The sequence below is a fragment of the Bacillus cereus group sp. MYBK227-1 genome (genome assembly GCF_051916325.1).
Classification (GTDB): Bacteria; Bacillota; Bacilli; order Bacillales; family Bacillaceae_G; genus Bacillus_A; species Bacillus_A cereus.
The window spans coordinates 484,718-505,851 of record NZ_JBQAGK010000002.1 but is presented as its reverse complement, the minus strand read 5'-3'; the positions used below and the strand labels follow the sequence as shown (position 1 = coordinate 505,851).

Sequence of the window (21,134 nt, the reverse complement as noted above, 5' to 3'; positions counted from 1 at the left end):
CATCATTCATTTGTTTAACTATGAAACTATGATAAATTTTACCCGTTTTTACTTTTAGACTACTTGCTAAATTCAGCAAGTAAAATATTTTTAAAAGGATCAGGAGTATCAGCTTTAAGGCTGTTCAAATTGACTGCCAATGTATGCTTGCCTCCAAGTGTGCCTCCAGCAAAAGTTAAAAAGCCAGGAATGGTTCCTCCATGCCCCCATATCGATTCACTGTTTGAAAGCTTCATTTTGAAAATTCCAAGCCCGGAATCACCAAGCTCATCTACTCCTGTAGGGACTGTTGTAAGCATTTGCTTTAGTTGCTGTTCTTTCAATAACTTGCCCCCAAGTAAATAAGAAAAGAATTTGTTTAAATCATCAGCTGTAGAAATCATATCTCCGGCCGAGCTCCCCATACTTGGGTTATAATAAGTAACATCTTTTGGCTCACTTGCTCCGTCTAATTGGATATATCCACGGGCATGCTTGGTTCCTGGAATGACGCTTGAATTTCCAGGTAAGAATGTATTCGCTAATTCAAGTGGTTCAATAATTCGATTTTCAATCTCTTCCGCATAGCTGTTCCCAGTTACTTTTTCAATAAGAATTCCTAGTAATACATATCCTGTATTTGAATACGACCAGCTCTTTCCTGGAGCAAAATCTGGAGGCATGGATATTCCCATCTTTACTAATCCTTCAGCAGTATAAGATTTTTTTGTATCCATCATATTAAAATCCTTTGACCTTGTGTAATTAGCGATACCACTTGTGTGATTCAATAATTGCCGGATAGTAATCTGTTTATCATCATATCCATTTCCTTGAATGACACCAGGTATCCATTTTTCAATAGAATCGTCTAGATTTAAGCGGTTTTCTCCTGCTAATTGAAGTATAACTGTTGCAGTGAACGTCTTTGTCACGCTGCCAATTCGAAAACGAAAATCTCTTTTCATTGGTTTCTTAGTACTCAGATCAGCTACACCAGCCGCATAACTCCATGTTTTTCCACTCTCAGAAGTTTTAGCAAGTATCCCTGGATATCCTAGTTTCAATGTATCCCGCATTGCCTCTTTGACGGAATTATGATCTCTTTGGGTGCTTGTTTGTAACGAACTAGATACATTTTGAATGGACTCCGCTTTTACACTTGAGGTTGGAGTTGTATAAAACAGGGAACCTCCAGTTATTAAAAGGGCTAAACCTGTACATGTAATTTGGCGATGCTTTTTCATCAAAATATTCCTCTCCCCTATTCATATTGTATAAATGGTTATTTGCTGTTTGGAACTAATCACACAGCTTTCTTCTTACCCCACTGCAAAAGGACGATATTGAATCTGTAATGTCTCTTTTCCTCCAAACAAGTCTTATTAATTGATTTGTTTTTTATAGAAATATATAGTATTTTTCTCCTCTCACTCTTCTTTACATTTTCATCTTACACAAGGAAAATCTCTTTTTTCTTACCTCTTCCTTACAAATTCCTTACGTTCAAAATTACTTTTATAATTGATTATTTTTTATACGAGCCCCCTCACCATCAATTTAAGAATTAAAAAAGAGGGGATTATCCCCCTCCTTTTTACGCTTACTCCAACTTTCGAAATTATTTAATATACCCACGATTCAGTTCCGTTAACTTTTCATTGATGTTAAAAATTTTCACTCTAATATCTTTTACACCAGCTGCTTCAAGTCTGCTCTTGTGCATTTCCGCGTATTTTTCAGCATCTTGTTTTTCTTCAAATACATAAATGCCTCCAGCTTCTTTTGTTTCTTCATTCTCAGTCCATATTTTCCAATGGAATCCTTCTTCTTCGTTAATACTTTTTGCTAAATCCCAAAATCCTTTTTCCATTTCTTCACCAAAAGGACCTTCAAACGGAAAATCAACTTGTAATAAATATGCCATTTTCACTCACTCCTATTTTTAATATAAAATTCTTGCCATTCTTTTACTGATTATGATTCGAATGATAGTAATGTCTAAATCCATATTGCTATTATTATTCAAGCACTAATTGGAGAATCCCCCTATTTGTAACATAATCACAAAACGATAGTAACTTGAACGCATAAAGTGAAAGTTTAATAGTTTTCAGTTATGTTTAAAAAATGTGATACAAACTTATCCCTAAACTAAGGACAAACAAAACAAGTGCAGGTATTGCTTTCTTAAAGGGATCTCTCGCTAATACAATTAGAGTTAATGCGGCTGCAAGCATCGTACCGCCTAATAACAATCCTGCCCATAAAGCTACTACCGGAATCCAAATTCCTATCAACATTCCAATCGCTCCTACAATCTCAAAAGCTCCAGTTAAGAAATTAAAAAACGAAGGTAAACCAAATCGTTTGAATTCATCTGCCATTTTCCCGGATATAATTTTCGTTCCTGTCATTAAAAAGAACAGAAACAACACTACTTTTACAATATTGATGAAAATTAAAATAGTAATCACACCTTTCTTATTATTTAATAAAAACTCAGTATTATTCAGGTAGTAGTCACTACCTTTACCCTATTTCCTGAGATTACCCGTATGGAAGTCGCTTCAATTTACATTACCCTTTTCCATATTAAAGGGCTAGAAATTACATGCTATAGCATGTATAATACAAAAAAATTTGACTGGTACTAAGCAAAAAAGTGACCCTGAATCAGATATCATACAAAATAAAGTTATCTTCCCATTCTTCCAAATGAAAATTATATGCTACAGCATATATAATACCTAAAACAAAGTTTGTTCCTTATGAATAGCATAGCATCAATAAGGAACAAATATTAATAGCGTGTATCATACAATTTGTTTAATAACGATTGTAATACTTTAATTTCTTCCTCGCTCAAATTACTCGTAACGAAATGGTGAGCGTCTTTCACTACAGGCAAGATTGTTTTCTTTAACTCGTCACCTTTTTCAGTTAAAAAAAGGTTATGTGAACGCCTATCTTGGTCATTCAAAGCCTTCCTTACAATCCCTTTTCTCTCCATTGACTGTATCATTCTAACAACAGTAGTTTGATCTTTATCAATAGCTTCCGCCAACTCTTTTTGAGTAGTGCTCCTTTGGCTACAAAGAACACTAATAATCCCCCACTGCTCTGGCGTAACTCCATAAGGCTTTAATTTCTTCGTAAAATAATTGGTCATTTTCACATCAGTACGATGAACAAGATAGCCTATTAAATCATGTAAGTTCATATATCACCTCTATAAATTAAGATATAAAAGGATATAGCATACCAGTCAATCATTCACAATGAATGTATTTGTTTCACCATATATATGCTATGGCACATATAATAAAGTAGATTATTTTAATTGTCAAATGATTTACCTATTATTTTTCGAAAACAAAATCGCCCCCCCTTAGATTATAGAAGGAATGACTAATTTGACGTATTTCTCTGGCGATTTCTCCCTTATCATTTTATGATATGCTAATAACATTTGATAAAATATGGTATCTACAAATAGTCAAACACCTTTAAAGATACCTCATCCAGTTCTTGCTATTACAAGATAAACAGCATATAATCAGTTAACCACCCACATTAGCAACGAAAACATAAAGAAAAGGCATTCCAAATATGAAACACCTTCTTTCGTTTTATAAAACCATCCACTTAAATCTATTTTACAAATATAACATTCAACACGCTGAAATCTTCTATTTAACGTAATCACTCATTTAACTAAAAAACTTAGTTAATTGCACAATGCTCTTCTCACTTTTCTTGCAAAATTTAGTGGATCATCAACGTCCTCGATATTAACGTAAATCAAATTTGGATCATCACATAACCACTCATTGTGTATAGACGAAACGATTATTCCTTGTTTAATAATTGTCGCCACAAATTCAGTGACTTCTTTTTGTAAGAGTGCTACTCGGCCTAGGCATAATGCCCGTCCAGTTTTATTGTCTCGTGATTCGAATGAAAAAGAAGTGGTTACTCTAAAACGTTTCCCCAAGATTGTTGCTCGTATTTCATCCCTGTTTATTGTTGCCACGCATTTCCCACCGGCGAATCCTTCTTGTCCACCTATGATTCTTGCAAACTGTTGACAAATTAATTCATCATTAAACGCCATACCTTTAATCATTCCCCCTTTTACTGTTAGGTTATGAATGAATACATAGGTCTGAAACGGTAATGAATCTAATGTATTATAAAAAAATGATGACAATCTACCGAGAGCTATTAGCTCAATTATTCTTGATCGTATGAATTGTTATCAGAGTTTAAATGGTGCAGAATTTTCATTTTATGTTTAATGGGCATCGGAGACTGAAAGCAAAACTCAGCTATTATATGATAAGACATTTTTAAAAAGCATAAAAAAGACACCCTAAGGTGCTATCCTCCGACTTGAGAATCTTATCTATGTATGGAGAAATTTAGAAAAGACAAATACAAAAGAGAAAATTCTAACTATAATTTATAGAACTCTTATGCCATGAATTACTTACATATTTCCTTATTTACCAAAAGAAGAATCTCAGTTACATTATTTTCTGAACAGTCTCGTTAAAGCCATCCCAAGAAATCCAATGCCCATTCCTATTAGCCATCCAGTTTGGGCATTACCTAACATAGATCCCACTCCTCCACCAAGAAACATACAGCCAACGAATACTAATCCTCCAATTCCCCAATTTGGCCGTTCCATAATTCAATCACATCCTTTCAATAAAACATATGCGATTAGCTCCCTCAACTTTCTTCTATAGGATAGTTCATTATTTTGCTTAAGTTTAGCGCTTCAAGGAATTCATAAGATGTGAAGCTTGAGCCATTTATATAGATTGTAGAAGTATGAAGATTTTCCACATTTTAAAATAGTAAAGTATAAACATGAAAAAACTCCAAACAAATTTTGTTCGGAGTTTTTTCAAATACGCGATATTTATTTAATCTTCATTATCAATTTCTATTGTACCTGTCCTTGCACTAACTTTTAAAATATTTAACAGATTATCAGGTGTCTTGATTTCCACTTCATATTCAAATTTTGATTGTGCTAAGTTGTCATCTTCTAATTCGAATTCTTTTTTCACATTAATAATTTCTCCATTTGTATGAGCTAAAGAAATTTCACGAACTTGTTTCTCTGTGTAGTTTTCATTCTTTTTTGCATAATTGTAACCCATGCCATAATATCCACTAATAATAGCAATACCACTTACTAAAATAGCAATTACACTTATCATTATTTTCTTTTTATATTTTAACATTTTCATCCACTCCTTAATGATTAATCATCTATTCCAAATCTTGCTTCAAGTGCATTTTCTGCTTGCTCTAATTGATCTTCCAGTATATCGTGTTCTTTTTCTTGCGTTTGATATTGTTCAACAGTTATCGTTCCAGCGTGATAATCTGCTTCTAGCTGATTATCAGATAGATCTATCTTGTCATCCAGTTGGTCAATTTCTTTTTTTACTGCTAAGTACGTATTTAGGTTTTCTTCTTTTGCTCCAACTGGTTTCGTGTTATTTGCCTTTTCTACAATAGATGTGACTTCGTTTTTGAAATCTTGTGTTTGCTTCGTATCATTCGTAGCAGGCCCTATTTTGCTTGGTTCTTGTTGTAATTGAGCAACTTCTTTTTGTAATTTATCATTTTCCACTTTCAGTTGTTGTACTTCTGTATTGTTATCAGCTTGAGTAGAACAAGCTGTTAACAATACACAAGACATTGCTCCAATCAGCATCCATTTTCCCATTCTGTTTTCCTCCCTTTACATGTGCACCTTATCCTTGCCTTTATATTACTCAACAAACATTAAAGGAAGATTAATGTACAAAAAAATAAAGTGAAGGCTTTTACAAGTGGCCCGACTCCCCCCTCGCATTCGCCGAATTTTGAGGGAGGAGTCTTACTACCCGTTAATACGGGATAAAATGATATAATTAACTAGTTTCTAATCTTTCTTTAATGTTTCGGAATTATAGTGATACATATTAATAAGAAGAAAAGGAGAATGTTAATGCGAGTTCTTATTGTCGAAGATGAACAAGACTTACAAAATATATTGGTAAAACGATTAAATGCAGAACATTATAGTGTCGATGCATGTGGGAATGGTGAAGATGCCCTGGATTATATAAACATGGCTACCTACGATTTGATTGTACTTGACATTATGATTCCAGGAATAGATGGTTTACAAGTATTACAAAGATTACGCGCGGACAATAATACAACTCCTGTCTTGCTTCTTACAGCTAAAGATACAATTGATGATCGTGTAACAGGACTCGACTTAGGTGCGGATGATTATTTAGTAAAGCCGTTTGCTTTTGACGAACTGTTAGCAAGAATTCGAGTGTTAATGCGAAGAAAAACAGGAAATACATCTAATGTGTTTGAAATCGCTGACCTAGTGGTAGATTGCAATATGCATAAAGTAACAAGAGGAGACCAAGTTATCACTCTTTCCAGTAAAGAATTTGCTATTTTAGAATATATGATTCGTAATAAAGAAGTTGTGCTGACACGAGATAAAATTGAGCAACATGTGTGGAATTACGACTATGAAGGCGGATCGAATATTATTGATGTTTACGTCCGCTATCTTCGCAAAAAAATTGATAGCCAGTTTGAAACGAAGTTAATTCATACAGTACGAGGAACTGGTTACGTATTGCGAGTAGAATCATGAAAAGACTATCAATAAAAATGAGAGTAACTCTGTGGTATACGGGGCTAATTGTAATTATTATGGCACTCGTATTAGCTTTTATTTTAACTTCTTCAGATAAAGTTTTGCTTTTTAATATGAAAGATCAATTGAAGAACACAGTAAAAGAAAGCATGGAAGATATCGAATATAAGCATGGGCAGTTAAAGATTGACGATGATTTTGAAACCTTAGAAGATGGAGTAAATATAAGCATTTATAGTAAACAAGGTGAGCTGTTGGTAGGACATAGTCCAACAAGCTTTAATAAAAAGATATCGCTTAAATCCGATGAAATACAAACCATTAAAGACGGCAATAAAGAATGGATAGTATATGATTTTCTCCATAATGCAGGCGGCGATGAGCAAGTCTGGGTTCGTGGAATAATGACTATGAACCAATTATCCTCAACGATGAATACGCTTATCGTGGTAACAATCATCTCATTCCCATTACTTATTCTTATTGCGGCATTCGGAGGATATTTTATTACGCAAAGGGCGTTTCGACCTGTGCAACAAATGAGTGATTCCGCCAGTAAAATTGGTGATGGTAAAGACCTTTCGAAGAGAATTAATTTACAAGGTTCACCGAAAGACGAAATGTATCATTTAGCACAAACCTTTGACAAAATGTTTGAGCGATTGGAGACATCATTCGAAAGTGAAAAACAATTTACATCTGACGCATCTCATGAATTAAGAACGCCAACATCTGTTATTATTTCACAATGCGAATACGCTTTATCGCAGAGGAATAACCCGAAAGAAATGGAAGAATCGTTAGAAGTAATTTTAAAGCAATCACGTAAAATGTCCGCTCTAATCTCACAACTCTTATTATTAGCAAGAGCTGACCAAGGAAATCATAATACTTTCCAATTTGAATGTATCAATATGAGTGAATTAACGGAAATCGTTGTAGAAGAACTTTCATTAATGGTTCAAGAAAATTCGATTGAAATAACAACTAATATAGAGGAAGACCTATTTATTAAAGCCGATCAAACATTGATGATGCGTTTATTAATGAATTTACTAACGAATGCGATTGCTTATAGCAAAGCGAGCGGAACTGTGCATATGCAACTATTCCGTGATGAAACCAACATAATAGGTACAGTCTCCGATAATGGCATCGGCATCAGCGAGCAACATATTACTAAAATATGGGACCGCTTCTATCGAGTTGACGCAGCACGAACATCTTCAAACATCGGAAACACAGGTTTAGGATTGTCGATGGTAAAATGGATTGTCGAACTACATGGAGGAGAAATTACGGTTGAAAGTAAATTAGGAGAAGGCAGTACTTTTACATTTAAACTACCAATTGAAAAAAGAGCATAATTTATACGTGTCTGTCGCTTCAGAATAAAGATTGATTCAAAGGCTCTCTACAATCCTTATGTAAAAATAACTGACGCATTTTAAACATCATCGATTTTATCATTTTGGACAACCTATTCTGTTAAATTAATATACATGCGAAAAAACTATCAAAATAAAACCCCAGAAATCCAATGGTCTCTGGGGCTTCATTATATATTTAGCTCTTTTTGCTTTTTGTTTTGTTTATGTCTATAGAGCAATTTACGACTTATTAGAGAAATCACTAATAAGGTCAGAATTAATAAGATAAGTTGCATAAATGATAAATCAAAATATTTAGCACCTGTAACGATTAAAAGTGTAGAAATCGTGCCTTTTACAACGAAAAAAATAATAACCCATAATCCGCCTTTTTTCCAGTTCATTTTATATTACCCTTTCCTACGTTTAAATTCTTAAAATATTTAATGATAGTTCGTAAATATGACAACTTAATAGAAATCTATTATATTAACAAAAAATTCATGTCTAATTAAATGCGACGATTCTATATTAAGTGAAAATGATATTCATTGTCAATTTTATTGATTATTTGAATACTTATTCTTAATCTCTTTCTACTTTGTTTCTTATAAGCAATACACTTTTGTATTCAAACAAAAACACCTCCATTGCATTTGCACACTTAGTATGCGAATGCAAGAGGTGTTTTTTCATATACCATCAGATAAGATTTCCTGCTTTGTTTATTTCTTGATACGTAGCTATTTTCTAGTACACGATAACTGGATCATACGTGTTCAAACTATCATATACAGTTTTTGCAACATTAGGAAGAAGGTTCACACACCCACCTGATCCACCTGTTAAATAAGCGTTATTTCCCCAGTCTTTTCGCCAGCCGGCATCGTGGAATCCTTGACCGCTATTTGTGAATGGAACCCAGTAATCTACTTTAACCGCATAATCAGCTTTCCCTACTGCGCTACCTCTTAGCGTGTATGGTGTTCGTTTGTATAGAACGTACCAAACGCCTGGTGATGTATCTTCACCCGTGCTATGTTTACCCGTTACTACATTTGTTGTAACGACTAATTTTCCATCTTTGTAAATCCAAATTTGTTGCTCTGCAATTGAAACTTCCGCATACGTGTCTCCGATGCCATTATTCGCTGTTGTTTTATAACCGATACCTTCCTTCTCCCAACCATTTCCGTGAATGTTAGAAGCAGAAAGCGACTTTTCGCCTTTCTCAAAGGCTTGTTGAACTTGTTTAGTTTCTTTTTCAACATCTAGTGCCCAGCCGTAGCCTTGCCCTTTTACTGATATGACTGAACCAGAATGCGTTTTAAATGAGAAATCTTTATTTAATGTTGATTTGGCATTATTAATTTCAGTAATTTTCTTCTTAATGTCGCTCGCGTCAATTGTAACTTTCATATCCTTTGACATAGAAGCATTTTGAATTAAATCTTTTGCTTTTAAAGGATAAACTTCATTCTGCACTTTATACTCAACAGACTGCCCAAGAAGATTCTGTAGTGCTTTCTCCTCTTTTTTGACAATCGGATCGTCTTCTTTAATAGGTTTTATGTATGCAGACTTCAGATGAATTTCGCTTTTATATTTTTGCTTATCGTAATCTTTCAGTAGACTAGTAACGTCATACTGTTTTCCTTCAACACTTTTCGAAATAACAATTTTCCCTTGTTCTAGCTTCGCCATAGCATCTTGAGGCGCTTTTAATTTCTCATTCATAGAGATGAGCTTTTCTTCTACAAGTTTTTTCATCGTTTCACTACGATACTGATCTGCCTTCTCTGGTAGCAATGAATAATTTTCTCCCTTTGAGGAAGGGAAAAATGTCCACTGACTTTTTAATAGTTTCTTAACTTGAGGCAAATCTTTTTCCGTAAGTTCCGTTTTTGTATCTTTTTCATCTAAAATTTGTTGTTGATCAACATAGACTTTGTTTGCTAGTCCAGATGTCTTTAATTTCTGTATTGCCTGATCAGCGCTCAGACCACCAACTTTTGTGTCATTAATTGTAACATTCGAATTGAAGTGAGTTGCCTGATAATAACTCATTCCCCCAATAAGAAGTGCAATTACACCAATACCCGCTGCGATAAACTTCCAATTTGTATAACGTTTGTTTGATCTTACTCGTTTTTGATCAATTTCTTCAACTGATTCATTTGTTGTATTGTTGTTCATCAATCTTTCCCCCGTATGCATTAACGTCAAACGATTTTCAACTAAAATCATAGACTAGTGTACCTTATTTTTCCTAAAATTTCATTATTTCCGACCACATTTTATCGCAATTTAATGATTTAATTTAGATTTTTTAATAGTACGATGCATTGAACAGCCCTTTACAAGTCATAAAGTGAAACTTAAATTAACCGTCACACCAAGAGATTTAGCTTAATATTCTAGGGGGAAATTTTTCTCTTTACGTAAAATACGAATTATATTATCCATTTTTATGAACATCAATCCCTAATTTTGTCAAAAAATAAACGATAGTCCTTCTACATTTTTGATAAAAGGACTATCGTTTTTCAGTTAGAGTATTTGTATAATCGTTTAACTTTTTATTTCCTGAAGGTCAAACGTGATGAAGATGATGAAATTTCATCTCCAAGACTTTAAATGAAAACATTATGTTTTTTTATGGCAACCAAGTTTATTTTCTTAGCTTGATGACGATGGGATATCACAGCATGTCCAGCAGCCTAAGATTAAGTAAGAGTCCGTTCAACTAGATTTTTTCTAATATTTTTAGGAGCATCTTATTTCAGCCTCGTCATATTACACTAACTGAATTTAAAACACATCCGTATGCTATTTAGTAAAATTTACGATTCGAGACATAATTATTGCAGTAGCCAAGATAATAATAGCGGTTATCAAACCAGATTCTCCAATCCAAATCTCAGTTTGATCTCCTGTACTTGCACGTGCGAAAGGTCCTTGAATAATGGCATTCCAAGTAGTATGAATGATAACCGAAGGCCAAACGCTACCTGTGATAAGTCGTAAATAAGCTGTAATATAACTGAATGGCACAATACAAAAATAGATGCCAAGTACTGAAAGTAGGGCAGATGTTCCCTCTACATATAGACCAGCAATAACAATTGGAACATGCCACGTTGCCCAAATTAATCCGCTAATAAGGATTGGGCGTGAAAACTCTGCATCGATTAGTCTTGTAAGCATATAACCTCGCCAACCCATTTCTTCTCCCATAACTGGAATTAAGTTAAGCAAGCTACCTAAAACTCCGCTCAATACTACTATAAAAATGAAACTTAATGGTATCGGTAGATACTGAAATCCAAGTATATTGTAAATAGGTTCTAGCATACCACCTTGCGGGGGCTGAAACCTCGCAATTCCGCTCAACCAGGCGATAGAATAAGTAATTCCACAAATAATCATAGGTATTAGCAGAGCAAAACCAATCCCCTTCCATATCTTTAAGTTACCGAGACTAAAAGATACATCTTTAAACCCTTCTTTCAATATTATGCGAGTCAAAATAGAAGAAAATGCCGGGGTAAACATATATACCACAATAAGCGGCATACTTTTAGTAATCATTACTAGTACATTTAGGATAATAGAAGTAATAGTTAAGATACTTAGAAAAAGTTGAAGTCCTATTTTAGCACGATGGATTTTATCTTTATTGTGGAACGATTTTGCGTGTAATAACATTGTAATCCGCCCTTCCCCTTTATTCATTTGTTTATCAAATTTACTTCCTGTCATTTCAACAGCTACAACTTAGAATAAAAATATTTTGACATACAGATTATTCATCTTTAAAATCCCTCCCAAATTCATAATCTAGTCTTACTTGCGATTCAACAATTTAATTATTATTTATAAACTGTCATAGCCGATAGTACAAAAGTGTAATGATTAACCTATGACTTGTGTCAATTAATCTTATGACAATATGTAACTAGAAAATATGATATGGAATAAATAACAATTAAATTAAGGCAATTGATTCGTGCAAGTACATGAATCAATCTTGTTTATAAAAATAATTCAATTGAGGTGGGCAAAAATGAATAAGAAAAGAATGATTGCAATGGTTAGTACAGCTTTATTAGTCACAGGATGCGCGGAAGTAGGAAACGCTCAAACTGTAGCAGTCGAAAATTCAGGTCAATCAGTCCAAAAAAATATAGTTAAATCAATACAATCACAGGCTAACCCATTAAAAACGATAGAGCCGTCAAAACCATTTGAAGATTTAAAACCACTTAAGAAAATGATTGGGAACGCGCAATATGTAGGATTAGGAGAGAATACTCATGGAAGCTCTGAAATTTTTACTATGAAGTTTCGCCTTGTGAAATATTTGGTTACTGAAATGGGTTTTACGAATTTTGCAATGGAAGAAGATTGGGGAAACGGCTTAAAACTAAATGAATATATCCAAACAGGAAAAGGAAACCCTAGGGAATTTTTAAAATTGTTATATCCTACTGATGAAATTATAGCCATGATTGAGTGGATGAAAGATTATAATGCTGATCCATCCAATAAAAAAAAGATCCAATTTATTGGGCTCGACTTAAAGGCGTTGGACCAAGGTAGCTTTAATAAAGTAATTGATTATGTAAGGCTGCATCGACCAGATTTGCTGGCAGAAGTAGAAGAAAATTATAAAGAATTGTCTTCTTTTACTGGAAGTATACAGGAATATATGAAACTTGCTCCTGAAAGAAAAGAGAAGTTTAAAGCAAACGCTGAGAGAGTAGCCCGATTACTAAAAGATGAGAATGAGCAAGCCAACACAGAAATAATTCCATCCGAGTACATCTGGGCGAAAGCAACGGCAAGTGCAATAGAGAAATTTACCACAATGCTACTCCCTAACGACTATCCAAGTATAATAAAACTACATGAACAATACTTGGCCGATCATGCAATGTGGGTACAAGAGACATTTGGTGGTAAAACGATGGTATGGGCACACAATATTCATATAGCTAAAGGAATTATCGATGAGAAATTATACCCTTATGTTGCGGGGCAGTTTTTGAAGGAACGTTTAGACAATAATTATGTCACAATTGGTAGTACAACTACGGAGGGGAATTTTACCTTATACAGCGAATATGATCCTTCCACTGGAGGTAAGATTACAACCGACACTATTCCACAAGATGTAAAAAGTTTCAATTATACTCTCGGAAAAGTGCCATATAAAATGTTTTTATTGGATAACCGTCACCTTAAAGGACAAGCAGAAAAATGGGTTAAAGCAAAAAGACCATTACTAAGTATAGGGGGACAAATCCTCCCGAACAGTTCGGTGTATTTTGATACTTCATTGCTTGAGCAATTTGATATTATTTTTCATATTCGAAAAACAAGTCCATCTCATATTAAATAAAAGTACAAAGCAATCCCGTTCTTGCAGATGTAAGAACGGGATTGTTTTGTGGGAATTAATAAAGTGAAACTTTAATCAGCAGGTTTTTGTTCATCCCCCACTGATTATTAGCCTTCACCAATCGTGCGTTTACCGGCAGCCCTCCCCCCACCTAACGCTGAATTTTGAGGTGGGAGTCTTACTGCCCAGTAAATAGCGGGATAAAAGCATCTTTTTAACCAGATGTAAGCTGCTCTCCCCTTTTTAACATCATTTAGAACTGTCATATGACACTTTTACACTAGTGAGAATGACAAAAAAAGCAGTATGATTCGGTTATTACATAGATAGGAGCGATGAACTTTATGAAATCAAGATTCATCCAGAATGGTTATTTTTTATTGCTAACTTTCGGTACAGGATTGTTTTATTTTTGTTTTTATATAATAGCTCTGCTATTTAGTTTAACCCTTTCATTTACTGTTGTTGGGATTCCATTAATTATGCGCGTACTACAAGACTACCACACCCTTTATCCAATTCGAGCGCATACAGACGAAAATTTATACAGATATTTCAACAGACTCTTACGATAGAAGTATAACAATGGATACATCGAACTGGTCTCAGGTGAAATTAGTGCTAACAGATCGTCGCACTTGGTGTGCTGTCTATTGGTTAATGCAGAAATTTGCGATTGGCATTTTCAGTCTCATTAGTGCAATCATTTTTTATGTAATGCCACTTATGTTCCTGTTGGCACCACTACTGTATCGATACATCGATATGAATATTATATTTATACAAATAGATACTTTTGCCAAGTCACTCTTTGTAATGTTTATGGGTATAGTATTTACCGCCATAAGTATTAGAATAGTCGATGGTTTGACAAAGAAAATTGGGGGCTATACACGTAGTATGATTCGGCAACTAAATCAATAGAAGTTTGCAGTCTGTGAGTAGTATCGTAGTTTTAAATTAAAAAGTATAATAAGGCAGGAAGGATTAAATTATAATATAGGAAGTAAAATGGTAGGCTATTTAGGGGGTAAAGGACTTGTTAGATATGGTTAAGTATTGGTTTTGGTATGATTGGATTATGTTAGGGGTACGCCTACTTGCTAGTGTGTCTATCATTCTAGCTACATTAAATTTTCAGGATGGTTTAACATTACCACTTTGGATTATTATTCTTTGGGAAATTATTGCCTTCTCTGTTCCATGGGTAGCCTTACTATTCAATTATAAATATTATTTGTTCACAGAAATACTGCTGTATGGTGGACTATGTATATATTTAACCTCATTATTTCCAGGGGCTTACAACACATTTCTTATATCAGTGTTTCTAATTGCTGCGAATAGTAAGCATTTGTCCTATTATTGGACAGCTCCAATAACAGTTTTTGCAACAAATGGAATTTTCTATGCGGTTGCGCCAAGTAATAGCTATTGGGTTATGGTCACCTATTATGGATTCGCATATGTAATGGGCTTCGCTTTTCATTTATTAATCGTCAATCATAAACAAAATGAATCAATTCGTAAACAAAACGCGGTACTTGAGCAATATATGTCTCAGATTGAACGCATTACACTGGCGGAAGAACGAAACAGACTGTCGAGTGAGCTTCATGATACAGTTGGTCACGCTTATACATCTATTATTATGGGGATGGAAACGTTGCGCACCGAACTTGCTACTGAAATGGGTATACAGAGGCTAGATTCTCTGCTTGAAATGGGACGTAAAAGCATCGAGGACGTGAGAGGTTACCTACATCAAATGGAGTCTCCTTGCCAATCACCTTCCTTAATTCAATCTCTCCAAAATCTTGGAGCCGAATTTCAGGAGCACGCTCAGGTTAATGTAAGTTTTCGGGCATACGGAGAGGAATATGAAATGTCTCGGCAAGCGAAGATAGCGTTCATTCGTTGCTTACAAGAGTCCCTTACGAATGCAGTACGTCATGGTCAAGGAACTGAAATTATAGTTTCATTGCAGTTTGAACAACAATATACGAGATTAGAAGTTCAAGATAATGGAAAAGGAAATGTAGAATGGCAGGAAGGCTTCGGTCTGAATGCAATGAAAGAACGAGCAATGAATTTGCAAGGTCAATTGTCTGTATATACAAAGCCAGATGAAGGAATGCTTGTTACATGTACCATACCGCGACAAACTGAAATAAAAGATGGACTTATTCGTTTGTTAATTGTAGACGACCAGCCGTTTGTTCGGGAAAGTTTGAGGACACTACTCGATAGATATGAAGATTTAAATGTAGTCGGTTTGGCCGAGGATGGCAATGAAGCCATCGATTTGTGTGGGCGCCTTCAACCCCATGTTATACTTATGGATTTAGATATGCAGCACATGGATGGAGTCGAAGCAACCAAAAAGATTAAGCAACAATGGCCACATATCCGCATATTGATTTTTACCACTTTTCAGGATACCGAACAGGCGTTGGAATCGCTTCGCAACGGTGCGGATGGCTTTTTACTCAAATCCATTGAAACATTGGAGCTAGCTAATACGATCCGACTTATTCACAAAGGTGGGACACTGATTGATCAGGGAATGTCTCACAAAATATTTGAGAAATTTGATGAGCAAAAAGAGACACCACAATCAAAAGCAACCGCTTATGAGCTAACAGCTAGGGAGATAGAAATATTGCAACTAGTAGCCAAGGGACTTCGATACACTACCATAGCATCAAGGTTATATTTATCGAATGGTACGGTCAGAAATTATGCTTCCACAGCTTATACAAAGCTAGGAGTCCGCAACAAAGAAGAAGCTGTTCAAAAAGCTCTAGAAATTGGAATTATTGAATAAAAAAACGTTTTTTGTTTCTTTACAGCAAGGTAAAATGTAGTTACAAGGTACAGTAGAAGATAAAGTGAAACTTTAATCAGTGGGGTTTGTTCATCCCCCACTGATTATGAGCCCTCACCAATCGTGCTGCCCGTTAATGCGGGATAAACAACATCATTACATTAATCTTTTTTAGGGAGTACAATTCCTTTAAATAATTGAACAGTAATCCAGTAATACATCGAGTAAATTACTACAAAAATAACAAGTGGTAACCAAATGCGAGAGTACGGATCGATTACAAGAGGGCTAAACATGTTCATACCAACTAATATATGAGTAATCCCTACAATTGCTGGGAATAAGAATATGAAGAATAACTCTTTATAAATCGATTTTGTTAATAACTCTCGGCGAACACCAATTTTATGAAGCATTTGATAACGTGTTACATCTTTTGATGCTCCCGACAGAACTTTAAACATTAAGCAGCTTGCCATCATTGCTAAAAATGCAATTCCAACGAAGAAACCCATAAACATTAGTCCGCTGGCAAAATCATGACTCATAATATATGTTTGATACTTACTACCCAATTCTTCCGCTTTCACATTTTTATATTTTGCTATCTGTAATTCATCAAGTTTTTTCCATTCTTTTATGTATGATCCAAAATCATCTGTTTTCCCCATAAACACAATACTTTCTTTCCCCTTCAATCCATTGTATATGTTATAATCTACAATTTTTATTTCATAATCAGGATATAAATAATTGGGCTGGATCGTTCTGAAAACCTGAATCCATTGTTTTGTGTCTGTCTCTCCTTCAGCCCGTTTTATTGAAAATGCACCAATTGGTATTTCCTCTGAAGCTTTCTCTATTTTCATACCTTGCAAGAAAGGGCGATTTTTCTCTACATCTTCTTTAAGATAATAAACATATCTATCATCAACTTTGTAATGATATTCAAGTTTTTCTTGAAATAAGATACTACCCAAAATTGTCTTTTCTTCCACTGTTGGATTATGAATGACTGAATCGTAAATTTGTATTTGATCTGTAATTTTTAGGATGTTGTTTTTAAATGCCATACCACAAGCAATTCCACCAGCACCAAGAGCCACTAAAATTGCTACTGTTGCAAGCACATTTGTTAGACTATTAATGCGGAAATTTAATTGTGCAAAAGTAAAAGCATTGAGGCCTTTTTCACTACGTTTTTTATTACTCTTTAGCTTGTTAATCATAACTGGAAGAAGTGATCCAAATATAAGGTAAGTACCAACAGTTGCTGAGATTAATCCAACAGCCATTAATCCCAAAACAATTAGCGAATTTGCATATGATATATAAATAAGTGATGCATAACCAATACCCAATAAAAGAATACCAAGGAATGCAACTACAACTGTCATTTTTCCTTTTATGGCAACACGTTCTGTTTGTTCATCAGCATGTACAAGTTGCAGTACAGAAATACGAGATAATTTAATACTATTCATAATTGCAGATAATACAAAGAGTGCAAAGAAGAAGATGCAAGTAATAGCTATAGATGGCAGATAAAATGCTTTATAACCTTCGCCAGCAAACTCGAGTTGTTTCATTAATAGCTGACCGATACCTTCTGCAAGTCCTACACCAATTGTAATTCCAATCAAAAGAGAGGTGGCACCTAATATGATTGTTTCAATGAACATAAGTAAGGTAACTTTATGCTTTTTTGCTCCTAACATCATATACATACCAAATTCTTTTTGACGAAGAGCTGATAAGAAAGAGTTTGCATATAAAATATAGAAAAATGTGATAATCGCTAACAAAACGGAACCAATTTTAAAGACAGCCACAATATCCCTAATAGAAGAGTTAGATTCAAGGAACGTTTTATTGGATGCTAGCGTTTGAAACATATAAAAAGTTGAAATAGAGACAATAAGACCAACAAGTAAAACAATGTAATCTTGCAACTTACTTTTTAGGCCTGACATAGAAAGCTTAAATAACATGATTGAACTTCCTTCCTTACGCTTTTTGTGTGCCTAAGTTTGCAAGCACATCTAAAATTTCTTTATAGAATTCTTCACGGGTACTATCGCGATGAATTTCTTTATATAACTCACCATCTTGAATGAATAAAATACGTTGACAGTAACTTGCGCTGTAAGGATCATGCGTAACCATCATAATGGATACACCTTGCTCTTTATTTAAGCTTGTCATGGCATTAAGTAAACTCGTTGCATTTTTAGAATCTAGAGCTCCAGTCGGCTCATCTCCCAAAATAATTTCTGGTTCATGAACTAACGCACGTGCTGCTGCGGAACGTTGCTTTTGTCCACCAGATACTTCAGAAGGATATTTTTGAAGTATCGCTGTAATGCCTAACATATCAGCTACTTTTTCTACTTTCTTTCCAATATTACGAGATGAAACACCTTGAAGTGAAAGTGGGAGTGCGATATTTTCATAGATAGATAAATTCTCCAATAAGTTAAAGTCTTGGAAAATGAATCCTAACTTTTGTGAACGAAAATCAGAAAGTTCCCCCTGCTTCATCCTCGTAATATCCGTTCCTGCAATTTCAACAACGCCGCCTGTCGCTTTATCTAACGTTGAAATTACATTTAATAATGTTGTTTTACCAGAACCAGAAGGCCCCATAATACCAACAAACTCTCCCTCTTGAATTGAGAATGATACACCTTTTAATGCGTGTGATTGATTCTCACCTTTTTTACCGTACAATTTTTGAATGTTTTTTACATCTACAACTGGCTTTATCATTTATATCCTCCTACATTTTTTTATTTCATTACAATAAGCTACTAAATTTGTTTACTACTAACAAAATAGACATGTTTCCTCCACACTTAAGCTACAATGAAATCTTTCCTTTTATCTTCTTTGCTCACCTCATCACTTTGAATACACCCATGATAAACTATGAAAATTAGGAAACACCCCGTAAAATCCTTAAGATTTCTTAAGTTTTAAAAAAAGCTTATGGAACCTGTAGTTCCATAAGCTTTCTATCTAATTGAATGTTCAACAATAAAAGACATCCAACCATCTTTATATTCTGCATGTATATTACCATGATGAAGTTCAACAATTCTTTTTGAAATAGCAAGTCCCAGTCCATTTCCCTGGTCATCTTTTCTTGCCTTGTCCCCCCTGAAAAACCTTTCAAACAATTTATTTGGATCGCTAACAGGCGGTTTCTCGACTTTATTTGATACTTTCAACATTGCCTTGTTACCTATTAGTTCAAGACATATAGATAATTCGGATGGTTTCATGCTGTACTTTATCGCATTCATAAAAAGATTTTCATAAACACGTACCATTTTTTCTACATCTATGAAGATAGGTATTGTTTCTTGCGTAATTGATTTTTGAACGATTAAACTTTCCTTTTCAAATATAGGTATGTATTCTCCAACTATTTGTTCCAACAAACCTGATAAATCAACTTCATTAAGGTTTAACTTAGCATCTATACCTGATAAACGAGTATACTCAAACAGCTCATCAATTAAATATTTCAGTCTCTGTGACTTTGAATACGTGGTTTCAAGGTATTCCTGTAATTGTATGTTACTGTTGTATTGCCCTCTTTTTAATAAATCTATATAGCCAATAATAGATGTTAAAGGTGTGCGTAAATCATGGGATACATTGGTGATAAGTTCATTTTTTGTACGTTCTAATTGTCTTTCTTGTTCAAATGTATTCTCCAATTCCTTGGACATATAGTTGATATTTTGAGCAAGTTGGGTCAATTCGTCCTTCCCCTTAATCCCAATTGTTAAACCCAGTTTTCCATTTGCAATATCATTCACATTTTCCGAAATGAGCTTCAAATATACTATTTTCTTTCGAACCAATAGCAAAAAGATTACTATAAAGTTTAAGATTGCGAACGTAAATAAGAACAACATTGCGAGTCTCACTTCAAACATGCCAAAATCTTCGTGTTTTATAAAAAATGGATCTATGACGTATTGCACAATGAGGATTGTTAAACCAAATGAAATAAAAAAACTAATTGCAACAGCACCAAGAAGTTTTATAATAATCTTATTTCTGAAACTAACATTCTTCATATTTTATACCCAATTCCCCAAACAGTTTTAATATAAATGGGATGTTTAGAATCTTCTTCAATTTTGTCTCTTATTTTTGTAATATGCACCATGACGGTATTATCTGATTTATAAAAAACCTCTTTCCAAACTGCTTCATATATTTTTGCTACACTCAGGACAATCCCTTTGTTACGGGCGAGTAGTTCGAGAATAGCAAACTCTTTTGGAGTTAACCTTGTTTCTTTTCCCCTTACCCATACTTGACGAGTATCTGTATTCACGGTTAAGTCACCAATTTCTAGAATACTTTTATTATGTTCTATGGACGTATTGTATTTTTTAAACCTTCTTAATTGGGATTTTACCCTAGCAATTAATTCTAGTGGGTTAAACGGTTTTGATAAATAATCGTCTGCACCAGAGGCTAGGCCCTGAATTTTGTCTATATCCTCAGATTTTGCAGATAGCATAATGATAGGCATATTGCGATCTTCCCTAATTTTCATACATGCTTCAATGCCATCCATATTCGGTATCATAATATCTAAAATAATCAAATCAAATTCCTTTTCTTCTAACAGTTGTAAAGCTTGTATAGCATCTTCTACCTTTTGAGTTTTTAGGCCTTCATTTTCCAGATATACAGAGATAAGATTTCTAATCTCTTTATCATCATCAACAATAAGAATTTTTGACTCCATATTATTCCTCCACATTAAATGCAATAAGTATCCAATAAAGCATATATTTGTTGTTACTTAGTTAATAAACTTAATAGAGATGGTTT

Annotated in this window: 19 protein-coding genes and 1 pseudogene; 5 read left to right on the top strand and 15 right to left on the bottom strand. The window is 34.3% G+C overall.

What is annotated here, in order from left to right:
- Window positions 1–59: 59 nt before the first annotated feature.
- The 8 genes from ACTFRM_RS09675 to ACTFRM_RS09640 all read right to left on the bottom strand — a co-directional run bounded on the left by ACTFRM_RS09675 (window position 60) and on the right by ACTFRM_RS09640 (window position 5,731).
- Window positions 60–1,226, bottom strand: coding sequence for a serine hydrolase domain-containing protein (locus ACTFRM_RS09675; RefSeq protein WP_088322361.1), 1,167 nt, complete (start codon window positions 1,224–1,226; stop codon window positions 60–62).
- A 374-nt stretch (window positions 1,227–1,600) separates the two neighbouring features.
- Window positions 1,601–1,906, bottom strand: a complete 306-nt coding sequence (locus ACTFRM_RS09670) for a monooxygenase (protein ID WP_000323757.1) — start codon at window positions 1,904–1,906, stop codon at window positions 1,601–1,603.
- Window positions 1,907–2,102: 196 nt separating this feature from the next.
- Complete coding sequence (locus ACTFRM_RS09665; RefSeq protein WP_069461642.1) at window positions 2,103–2,453, bottom strand: DoxX family protein; 351 nt, start codon at window positions 2,451–2,453, stop codon at window positions 2,103–2,105.
- 329 nt (window positions 2,454–2,782) lie between these two features.
- Window positions 2,783–3,202 carry a MarR family winged helix-turn-helix transcriptional regulator gene (locus ACTFRM_RS09660; RefSeq protein ID WP_001048567.1) on the bottom strand — a complete coding sequence of 140 codons (420 nt, stop codon included), beginning with the start codon at window positions 3,200–3,202 and terminating at the stop codon, window positions 2,783–2,785.
- A 507-nt stretch (window positions 3,203–3,709) separates the two neighbouring features.
- Complete coding sequence (locus ACTFRM_RS09655) at window positions 3,710–4,108, bottom strand: DUF1259 domain-containing protein (protein ID WP_000589729.1); 399 nt, start codon at window positions 4,106–4,108, stop codon at window positions 3,710–3,712.
- A gap of 405 nt (window positions 4,109–4,513) precedes the next feature.
- The gene (locus ACTFRM_RS09650; RefSeq protein ID WP_000441009.1) at window positions 4,514–4,675 is read right to left on the bottom strand and encodes a hypothetical protein; all 162 of its coding nucleotides are present in this window, start codon (window positions 4,673–4,675) and stop codon (window positions 4,514–4,516) included.
- A gap of 241 nt (window positions 4,676–4,916) precedes the next feature.
- Window positions 4,917–5,240, bottom strand: a complete 324-nt coding sequence (locus ACTFRM_RS09645) for a PepSY domain-containing protein (protein ID WP_000922394.1) — start codon at window positions 5,238–5,240, stop codon at window positions 4,917–4,919.
- A gap of 20 nt (window positions 5,241–5,260) precedes the next feature.
- A complete protein-coding gene (locus tag ACTFRM_RS09640; RefSeq protein WP_088322360.1) occupies window positions 5,261–5,731 on the bottom strand; it encodes a hypothetical protein in 471 nt (156 codons plus the stop codon).
- 264 nt (window positions 5,732–5,995) lie between these two features.
- On the opposite strand from ACTFRM_RS09640, the gene ACTFRM_RS09635 reads away from it, so the two are divergent.
- Window positions 5,996–6,670, top strand: coding sequence for a response regulator transcription factor (locus ACTFRM_RS09635; RefSeq protein ID WP_001264526.1), 675 nt, complete (start codon window positions 5,996–5,998; stop codon window positions 6,668–6,670).
- Window positions 6,667–8,040: a sensor histidine kinase gene (locus ACTFRM_RS09630; RefSeq protein ID WP_134208275.1), complete on the top strand. Its 1,374-nt coding sequence runs from the start codon at window positions 6,667–6,669 to the stop codon at window positions 8,038–8,040. Before ACTFRM_RS09635 ends, ACTFRM_RS09630 begins: the two co-directional genes overlap by 4 nt.
- Before the next feature lie 191 nt (window positions 8,041–8,231).
- Here ACTFRM_RS09630 and ACTFRM_RS09625 read toward each other — a convergent pair whose 3' ends face one another.
- The 3 genes from ACTFRM_RS09625 to ACTFRM_RS09615 all read right to left on the bottom strand — a co-directional run bounded on the left by ACTFRM_RS09625 (window position 8,232) and on the right by ACTFRM_RS09615 (window position 11,751).
- The gene (locus tag ACTFRM_RS09625) at window positions 8,232–8,447 is read right to left on the bottom strand and encodes a hypothetical protein (RefSeq protein WP_001104104.1); all 216 of its coding nucleotides are present in this window, start codon (window positions 8,445–8,447) and stop codon (window positions 8,232–8,234) included.
- Window positions 8,448–8,793: 346 nt separating this feature from the next.
- Window positions 8,794–10,239 (bottom strand): L,D-transpeptidase family protein, encoded by a 1,446-nt coding sequence (locus ACTFRM_RS09620; protein WP_141096693.1) that lies wholly within the window; start codon window positions 10,237–10,239, stop codon window positions 8,794–8,796.
- A 633-nt stretch (window positions 10,240–10,872) separates the two neighbouring features.
- Window positions 10,873–11,751 (bottom strand): CPBP family glutamic-type intramembrane protease, encoded by an 879-nt coding sequence (locus tag ACTFRM_RS09615; protein WP_242292588.1) that lies wholly within the window; start codon window positions 11,749–11,751, stop codon window positions 10,873–10,875.
- A gap of 358 nt (window positions 11,752–12,109) precedes the next feature.
- Here ACTFRM_RS09615 and ACTFRM_RS09610 point away from each other — a divergent pair, with 358 nt between their 5' ends.
- The 3 genes and pseudogenes from ACTFRM_RS09610 (at window position 12,110) to ACTFRM_RS09600 (ending at window position 16,274) form a co-directional block, all read left to right on the top strand.
- Window positions 12,110–13,447 (top strand): erythromycin esterase family protein, encoded by a 1,338-nt coding sequence (locus ACTFRM_RS09610; protein WP_440043263.1) that lies wholly within the window; start codon window positions 12,110–12,112, stop codon window positions 13,445–13,447.
- Window positions 13,448–13,791: 344 nt separating this feature from the next.
- Window positions 13,792–14,371: pseudogene (locus tag ACTFRM_RS09605) on the top strand (sensor domain-containing protein).
- A 115-nt stretch (window positions 14,372–14,486) separates the two neighbouring features.
- Window positions 14,487–16,274, top strand: coding sequence for a response regulator (locus tag ACTFRM_RS09600; protein ID WP_440043261.1), 1,788 nt, complete (start codon window positions 14,487–14,489; stop codon window positions 16,272–16,274).
- A 161-nt stretch (window positions 16,275–16,435) separates the two neighbouring features.
- On the opposite strand, the gene ACTFRM_RS09595 is transcribed toward ACTFRM_RS09600, so the two are convergent.
- The 4 genes from ACTFRM_RS09595 to ACTFRM_RS09580 all read right to left on the bottom strand — a co-directional run bounded on the left by ACTFRM_RS09595 (window position 16,436) and on the right by ACTFRM_RS09580 (window position 21,048).
- The gene (locus tag ACTFRM_RS09595) at window positions 16,436–18,265 is read right to left on the bottom strand and encodes an FtsX-like permease family protein (RefSeq protein WP_000897821.1); all 1,830 of its coding nucleotides are present in this window, start codon (window positions 18,263–18,265) and stop codon (window positions 16,436–16,438) included.
- A gap of 16 nt (window positions 18,266–18,281) precedes the next feature.
- The gene (locus tag ACTFRM_RS09590) at window positions 18,282–19,043 is read right to left on the bottom strand and encodes an ABC transporter ATP-binding protein (RefSeq protein ID WP_440043260.1); all 762 of its coding nucleotides are present in this window, start codon (window positions 19,041–19,043) and stop codon (window positions 18,282–18,284) included.
- A gap of 245 nt (window positions 19,044–19,288) precedes the next feature.
- The gene (locus ACTFRM_RS09585) at window positions 19,289–20,365 is read right to left on the bottom strand and encodes a HAMP domain-containing sensor histidine kinase (protein WP_000800285.1); all 1,077 of its coding nucleotides are present in this window, start codon (window positions 20,363–20,365) and stop codon (window positions 19,289–19,291) included.
- Entirely contained in the window at window positions 20,362–21,048 is a 687-nt protein-coding gene (locus tag ACTFRM_RS09580) for a response regulator transcription factor (RefSeq protein WP_440043259.1), read from the bottom strand. Before ACTFRM_RS09580 ends, ACTFRM_RS09585 begins: the two co-directional genes overlap by 4 nt.
- Window positions 21,049–21,134 lie beyond the last annotated feature (86 nt).